Annotated in this window: 8 protein-coding genes; 6 read left to right on the top strand and 2 right to left on the bottom strand. The window is 44.2% G+C overall.

Going from position 1 to position 7321, the window contains the following annotated elements:
- The first annotated feature begins 33 nt into the window (after positions 1-33).
- Positions 34-1722 carry an RluA family pseudouridine synthase gene (locus tag K1Y79_RS28665; protein WP_220253667.1) on the top strand — a complete coding sequence of 563 codons (1689 nt, stop codon included), beginning with the start codon at positions 34-36 and terminating at the stop codon, positions 1720-1722.
- A gap of 108 nt (positions 1723-1830) precedes the next feature.
- Here K1Y79_RS28665 and K1Y79_RS28670 read toward each other — a convergent pair whose 3' ends face one another.
- Complete coding sequence (locus K1Y79_RS28670; RefSeq protein WP_220253668.1) at positions 1831-2268, bottom strand: hypothetical protein; 438 nt, start codon at positions 2266-2268, stop codon at positions 1831-1833.
- 278 nt (positions 2269-2546) lie between these two features.
- Between K1Y79_RS28670 and K1Y79_RS28675 the strand changes: the two genes are divergently transcribed.
- Positions 2547-3365, top strand: a complete 819-nt coding sequence (locus tag K1Y79_RS28675) for a hypothetical protein (protein WP_220253669.1) — start codon at positions 2547-2549, stop codon at positions 3363-3365.
- A 248-nt stretch (positions 3366-3613) separates the two neighbouring features.
- On the opposite strand, the gene K1Y79_RS28680 is transcribed toward K1Y79_RS28675, so the two are convergent.
- On the bottom strand, positions 3614-4612 hold the full coding sequence (locus K1Y79_RS28680) for an NADP-dependent oxidoreductase (RefSeq protein WP_220253670.1): 999 nt from the start codon (positions 4610-4612) through the stop codon (positions 3614-3616).
- Positions 4613-5409: 797 nt separating this feature from the next.
- Here K1Y79_RS28680 and K1Y79_RS29630 point away from each other — a divergent pair.
- The 4 genes from K1Y79_RS29630 to K1Y79_RS28695 all read left to right on the top strand — a co-directional run bounded on the left by K1Y79_RS29630 (position 5410) and on the right by K1Y79_RS28695 (position 7157).
- Complete coding sequence (locus K1Y79_RS29630) at positions 5410-5562, top strand: transposase (RefSeq protein ID WP_394370785.1); 153 nt, start codon at positions 5410-5412, stop codon at positions 5560-5562.
- Positions 5563-5828: 266 nt separating this feature from the next.
- Entirely contained in the window at positions 5829-6182 is a 354-nt protein-coding gene (locus K1Y79_RS28690; RefSeq protein WP_236059915.1) for an ISAon1 family transposase N-terminal region protein, read from the top strand.
- Complete coding sequence (locus K1Y79_RS29225) at positions 6175-6342, top strand: hypothetical protein (RefSeq protein WP_236059918.1); 168 nt, start codon at positions 6175-6177, stop codon at positions 6340-6342. Before K1Y79_RS28690 ends, K1Y79_RS29225 begins: the two co-directional genes overlap by 8 nt.
- 44 nt (positions 6343-6386) lie before the next feature.
- Positions 6387-7157, top strand: coding sequence for an ISAon1 family transposase (locus K1Y79_RS28695; protein ID WP_317197512.1), 771 nt, complete (start codon positions 6387-6389; stop codon positions 7155-7157).
- Positions 7158-7321 lie beyond the last annotated feature (164 nt).

A 7321-nucleotide genomic window follows, 5' to 3' on the forward strand; every position in this document is an offset into this window, starting at 1 on the left:
GGTAATTTTGCCGGCTAAATAAATCAGCAGCAGTTGGCAGCCATCAGTCATAAGAGGATTACGTATTTTCCGGAGGAACTCATTAAGGATATCGCACTACCTGAGCGGTTTACCTTTCCTTTTTATTACGAACCACATCCTCTGACGCACCTGGCAGCCGCCGGACTGCAACAGTACCTGGAAGCGCAGACAGACCTGGATCATAACTTCGGTTTAAAGGCCGGACAGGAAGGTCTGGTGATAGGTAAAATGTTCGGGGTGCTGGTGGTACAGGATCCCGCAGGAAAGTTAGGTTATCTGTCTGCCTTTTCCGGCAAACTGGCCGGGACAAATGATCATCCCCAGTTTGTGCCTCCAGTCTTTGATATGCTGACTGCGAATAGCTTCTTTTTACAGGAACAGGCCAGGATCAATGTCATTAATGACCGTATTAAAGCACTTAGTGAAGACAGTAGTTACCAAGGCATGAAGCTGGAGCTGGAGAGATTGTCAGCAGTATCTCAGCAGGAGCTGCAGATGTTAAAAGCACAATTGCGGGAGAACAAGGCCAACCGGAAAATAGTGCGGGAGACGCTTAAAAGCGAGGTAAGTCAGGCGGAATACGAGGTAGCAGCAGCGGATCTGGTCAGACAAAGCTTACGGGATAAGCACCAGCTGAAGGCACTTACGGACAAGTGGGAGCAGGCTCTGGGAGACATAAAGTTGGCACTGACCGACATTGAAGACAGGATTGAAGCACTTAAAACGGAGCGGAAGGACAGGTCGGCCGCTTTGCAGCAGCAGCTGTTTGACCAGTATGTGTTTTTGAACAGGCATGGAGAGACCAAAAGCCTGCAGGAGATCTTTAGCGCAACAGCCCTTGGGAAACCACCAGCTGCGGCAGGGGAATGCGCTATTCCTAAGCTGTTACAGTTTGCGTTTGCCAATGGTTACCAGCCTGTTGCCATGGGAGAGTTTTGGTGGGGAGCAGCGCCGAAATCGGAAATCAGGCAGCATAAACACTTTTACCCGGCATGTACGGGCAAGTGTAAGCCGATACTGGCACATATGCTGGAAGGATTGCCGGTAGATGAGAATCCACTGCTGCGTATACCAGAACAGGGCGGCGACCTGAAGGTAGTATATGAAGATGATAGTTTTGTAGTAGTAAATAAGCCTGCAGGATTACGCTCAGTGCCCGGCGTCAGTATACAGGATTCGGTATATACCAGGCTACAGCAGCTATTAGGCAATATCGAGCCGCTGATAGTACACCGGCTGGATATGGATACATCAGGTTTATTGGTAGTAGCTAAGACGCAGGAGGCCCACCGCCATATACAGCGTCAGTTTTTACAGCGGACGGTTAGCAAACGTTATACCGCGTTGTTGTCAAAAGTGATAGAGCCGGCAGAAGGCGAGATCACCCTACCACTGGCAGCAGACCTGCTGAACCGCCCGAGGCAGCTGGTGTGCTTTACATCAGGCAAAAAGAGCGTCACGAAATGGAAGGTTGTGACGAGGTATGCCTCATCAACCAGGATTGACTTCTGGCCACTTACCGGCAGAACACATCAGTTGCGTATGCACGCCGCACACGAGCTGGGACTGAATGCCCCGATTATAGGCGATGACCTGTATGGTACAGCAGCAACAAGGATGTATCTGCATGCAGCTTACCTGGATTTCATACATCCAAAGAGCAGGGAAAGAGTAAGTTTTGAGGTAGCGGCAGCGTTTTAGTAAATAGAAAAGGTCATATCCACCCCTACCCTGCTAACAGGTATCAATTGTATATGTGGCTGATAAGGGTGGCTAAAATGCCGGCGAAGAAGTGTTCCCGGCATTATTTTACACGGATTTATTCCACTTGGGGAATGCACCGAAAAGATCATGGTGTTGTCGCAGCATATTCTTCTTCAGTACCTCCGGACAATCTTTCAGGCTCGCATCATAGGTTACATACCAGTATATATTCAGCGCTTCAATGTTTTCTCTGGTGATCTGCTTCTTCCAGGCGATGTGGGCAGGGGTTTTACCAAACTGATGACCGTTAACAATCTCATCTTTCAGACCAGTGAATCCCTCCATTCTGCTGGCAAAAGTGCCATCTTTACCGAGCTTGCCTGAGTTCCCTATGTAGATCAATTCAATTCTTCCTTTCTTCAAAGCATAAATAACATAAACGCCATGTTGGTCTGCCGGAGCGTTACATACGGTGTGCAGGTCGTTAGTGTCAGTAAGAAAGAAGTGGTCTTGTGTCTTGTATTTGTCTAATATATCGAACATGGCGTAAAGATAAGTAAAGAACGGATGTACCAACAGGCTGATTGAGTAGTAATAAGTAAATTAGTCAGTGGCTGACTTCAACATCAAGACCTGATGAAAGATAAACCGTATGTTGTAGGCTTGAGGCGTTTCATTATACCAGTCCACAGCCAGGTACAGGAATATTTGTTACCTTGGAAATGAGCATTGCCAGGGAAAGCCATATGCCGGCAACCGGTAATAGCGCAGTAATTACACGTGGGATTTGATAACCCGAAACAATTGCGGACAGACTAAGCATGAATTTATACTTCAATGTACTATCACCGTTAGATAGGGCCGGTTTAGAGCGTTTTCTGACAGCTACATTTAACTATACATCCTTCAGGTGGATACGCGACCTCAATGAGATGTATGATTACTCCGGACCGGAGGACTGCACTTTCATCGAGCAGCAGATTTACGAAGAAGAGTTTAAATACTATTATTCAGTCTGGGGTACCGGAGATCAACCGACGGTGAGGCAGCAAGTGGATATACTTACCTTGTTATCCCATCAGGAAAATACACCTATACTATGCACAGATGACGAGCCGGCAGGCTTCAGCTGGGTCCTGATACAGCCTGATGGAACGACATCTACTGTGCAGACATCAACGGATGGGGAATTAGTAGTGGAAGATTATTATAACTTCCGCCTGGGCGACTTCCGGACGAAGGCGCAGTTATCAGCGGAGGAAGAAGATGTACTACTGAAGATTATCAGCCCGTTTTATCCGACCGTAGGCATAGACTATGCAACGGACGGACCAGTCATTAATGGTGAATTTGATAGGGTGAAAGAGGACATAACGCTGCTGCGTGGTTTTGATCACCATTATTCTATTCAACCAGCGGGTAAGAACACCTGGCTTGACATAGCAGAAAAGTCAGCCTTGTTCCTCACTGTGATGAAAGATTTCCAGCAATATCTGCAACAGGAGATCTGTGTTTTTCCCAGGAACTTTCGCGAAATAAGGAATATACCAGGCGGCAGTGACAGCGAGGAGCATTGCATAGTGTTAACAGATAATGCGGCTTCCCGGGTTGTATATAAGACGTGTAGAGAGAGCTGGTAGCGCCATGGGTAAGGCCGCGATGCCAGCAGCCTGATTCCATATAGGACAGGCCCTACTATGATGGGGCTGTATCATAATTAACTCGATGACATTGAGATTTTCTTATACGGAAATTCTCTCCATCAGATACCCGAATAAATTTGGGTAAAAGTTATTTATGAGACAGCCCCATACAAAAAGAGATAAACGGTTAACTGTAGGGACTTTGAGACTTACGCCTGATCCCAATGAGATATAAGCATATCAGCTTAAGCTTTCACGATCATCTTTCCGGTATTGTCGCCTTTGAACAGTCCGAGTAAGGCTTCCGGCAATTTATCAAATCCTTCTATGATTGTTTCTGTTGATTGTAGTTTACCTTCCTTCACCCATTCTGCCATTTGTTTGCTGCTTTCCTCGAAAAGCGACTGGTAATTACTGACGATAAAGCCTTGCATTAACACGCTTTTAGTAACCAATATTGGCTGCAGGCGAGGTCCGGTTTCCACTTCTTTACTATTGTACAGTGAAATTTGTCCACAGACAGGTACCCTTGCGTGGAAGTTAAGATTGCTCATTACTGCGTCAGACACTTCTCCCCCAACGTTATCAAAGTATATATCAACGCCATCAGGGCAATGTTCCTGAATAGCTTTATTCATGTCTTTTGTGGACTTATAGTTGATACCTTCATCGTAGCCGAATTTCTCTTTCATGACAGCGATCTTTTCATCGGTACCAGCGATACCAATCACTTTACAGCCTTTCAGCTTAGCTATCTGGCCTACAACAGTACCTACAGCGCCAGCCGCACCAGATACCACAACAGTTTCGCCCGCTTTAGGTTTTCCTATTTCTGTAAAGCCAATATAAGCGGTGAGGCCAGGCATTCCCAATATGCCGAGGTAGTAACTCGCTGGTGCAATATTGGCGTCTATTTTCTTGAGCCCTTTCTCCGCCGTAATGATCAGTTCCTGCCAGGGTAGCTGTCCCATAACGACGTCACCCTTACCGAACTTACCGGATTTACTTTCTACCACTTCAGCCACTACTCCCCCATCGATAGGTTCATCGAGCTTAAACGGCGGCGTATATGACTTCTTATCGTTCATTTTGCCACGCATGTATGGGTCAACGGAATAGAAAAGGCCTTTGAGAAGTATTTCTCCTTCCTTGAGTTCAGGCAGGGTAATTTCCTTAGTGTTGAAGTTGCTCAGTTCGGGTGTCCCTGATGGTCTGGATGCAAGTACAATCTGTTTCGTTTTCATCGTTACTTTTTAACATACAAGGATAAATACCGTGCCAGCCCTAAGTAGGACGATTGAGTTGTTAGCGGGTATATATGTATCAAAGCCGGTCTTAGATAGGCATAAAGTCGGAAAGACCATTGTTATGGGGTGGCTTATCTTCGGGGGAACATCAAATAGAAAACAGTTGAGTAAGATTGCGTGTAACAATAGTCCCATAATTAAAAGGCTTTCAATACAAGTACCCCGTGGTCCAAGTGTTCTAAACCGATATCGCTTTATGATAAGCAAGAGCTTGTTTACTATCGCCAGATCGCGCAGGATTGATGACTAGAACCGCGTCAATATATCGTTACTTCTTCTCTATTTTCCTAGCAAGATCTTTGTGCCTGATATTTCAGGGTTATAGCAGCTGTCAAACAGGAGTTGCTCTTCAGCTATTTCAGTGAGTTCATATTCCACTCTCTGTGGCACTTCATCATAAACCATACGAATAGTGTGAGACTCTTTTCAATACGATCAACGTTCTCTTTGTGATACTATCCGCGCTATTTCCAGGTTTGCTGAACCTTAACTTATTATTCTTAAGATTCTTCAGCATAGATACTTTCCATCGCCTCTAATCCTCGAACAGCATATATTATATCACAAGGAACGATGTAGGTTTCCTAGTTTAAACAGTTAATCGAGGGCGATGTTATTGTTGGCGTTTATCTTGGTCAAAGATTAGCAAAACTGCGTTAACGACGATACATGTAAAATTGCATATATCGCCGGTTCGGCTGCAAGGATACGTTCAATATTGATTATAGGTCATTATACTCGCATCATGGTATAATGAGGTAGATGCATCTGGAATATCACCCTTCAAAACCCTGTCCAGGACTGTACAAAATCGATATCTGGGTATCCTGAACTTCTTTAACAACCGGGCCATCAACGCGCGGCAGAGCCCTTCAATGCGAAGGTAAAATCATTTAGAAACGCTATAAGAGGAATTAGAGATGTGAACTTCTTTCTTTTAAGCTCTTTAAACTATATGCCTAATGGCAATGTCTCATGGTTTCAACTTTAATCCCCGATTGAACACTTAGGACGGGAATAGATTGTGTAGTAAGACAATTTCTGCTTGTCATGCTGCTTGTCAATTGACTGTCAATATAGTGGTAGAAAGGGATCAAGTTGAAAAATTGGGGATTAGATCAAAAGCTGTTGTTTTGCTGTATAAATCGACATTTTGGATCAGAATTACCGCCAGTTAATAGAATTAATGCTTCCAGCAGGCATTATGGAATACTTCGAGTTAACCAATACCACAAAGGATTCTAAAGGAATTAATATCTTCCTGGAAGAGAAAAATATTGTTCCAGAGGAATACAAAGATCAATTACTTCACTCCAAAGGTTTTCTACCAGAAATACAAGTACAGGACTTTCCTATTAGGGGACATAAGGTTGCCCTATGCATCAAACGCAGACGCTGGGAGGTGCAATCGACCGGAGAAATAGTAACCAGAGACTGGACGCTTGTAAGAGCAGGAGCACGAATGACAACAAAGTTCGGGCTTTTTTTAAAAGGGATATTTGGATAATTATCCCATCAGTCCCGTACAACTAGGCCACTTTTTTCAGGTAGATGGTAAACAATTACAACAACAATACAAGAATCATTTAAGCGACTATCACCAATGGGAGCAGAAGGATCATGCTGAACACTGGATGGTCTTTGAGCAAAATATTGGCCCCATCTAAGCATTGATGAAACAGCATTTTCCAGTGGAGAACTGTATACGATAGTGACGAATAAGGCTGCAAAAGGCCGCAGGGGCTCTATTGTAGCAATGATCAAAGGAACACAGGCGGACTATCTGATTAATATTTTGAACAAGATCCCCAAACGGCTTCGTAGGAAGGTATTGGAAGTAACGATCGATATGTCTTCAAGCCTCAACCTTGCGATTAAACGGTGCTTTCCTAATGCTGACCGTGTAATTGACCGTTTTCATGTCCAACAGCTAGCCTTTGATGCAGTACAGGAAACCCGTATAAAATATAGATGGGAAGCCCTTGAGGAAGAAAATAATGCCTATGAACAGCCTAGAAAGCAGAAGATTGCCTATCAGCCAGAAGTATTGCCTAATGGGGATACTATCAAGCAGCTCCTGGCTCGTAGTAGATACTTATTATTCAAACAGCCACGATTATGGACCAGAGAGCAGCAGCAACGGGCAGAACTATTATTTACCAGATATCCTGTCATCCAAAAAGCCTATCAACTATCGTTGGGCTTAGGAGATGTGTTCAGAATATGCACTAGCAAAGAACAAGCCTTTAAAAGACTCGCACTATGGTACAATGATGTAGACACTTCAGGAATACAATCCTTCAAAACCCTGTCTAGGACTGTGCAAAATCATTACCTGGGTATCCTGAACTTCTTTAACAACCGGGCCACCAATGCGGCGGCAGAATCATTTAATGCGAAGGTAAAATCATTTAGAAACGCTATGAGAGGAGTCAGGGACGTGAACTTCTTCCTTTTTAGGCTCGTTAAACTATATGCTTAATAACCATCCCCCAAGTTTTCAACTTAATCCGTTAAAAGGATCAAGTTGAAAACTTGGGGGATTAGATCAAAAGCTGTTGTTTTGCTGTATAAATCGACATTTTGGATCAGAATTACCGCCAGTTAATAGAATTAATGCTTCCAGCAGGCATTTTGGAATACTTC

This window comes from Chitinophaga rhizophila, assembly GCF_019492185.1.
In the GTDB taxonomy this organism is placed as follows: domain Bacteria; phylum Bacteroidota; class Bacteroidia; order Chitinophagales; family Chitinophagaceae; genus Chitinophaga; species Chitinophaga rhizophila.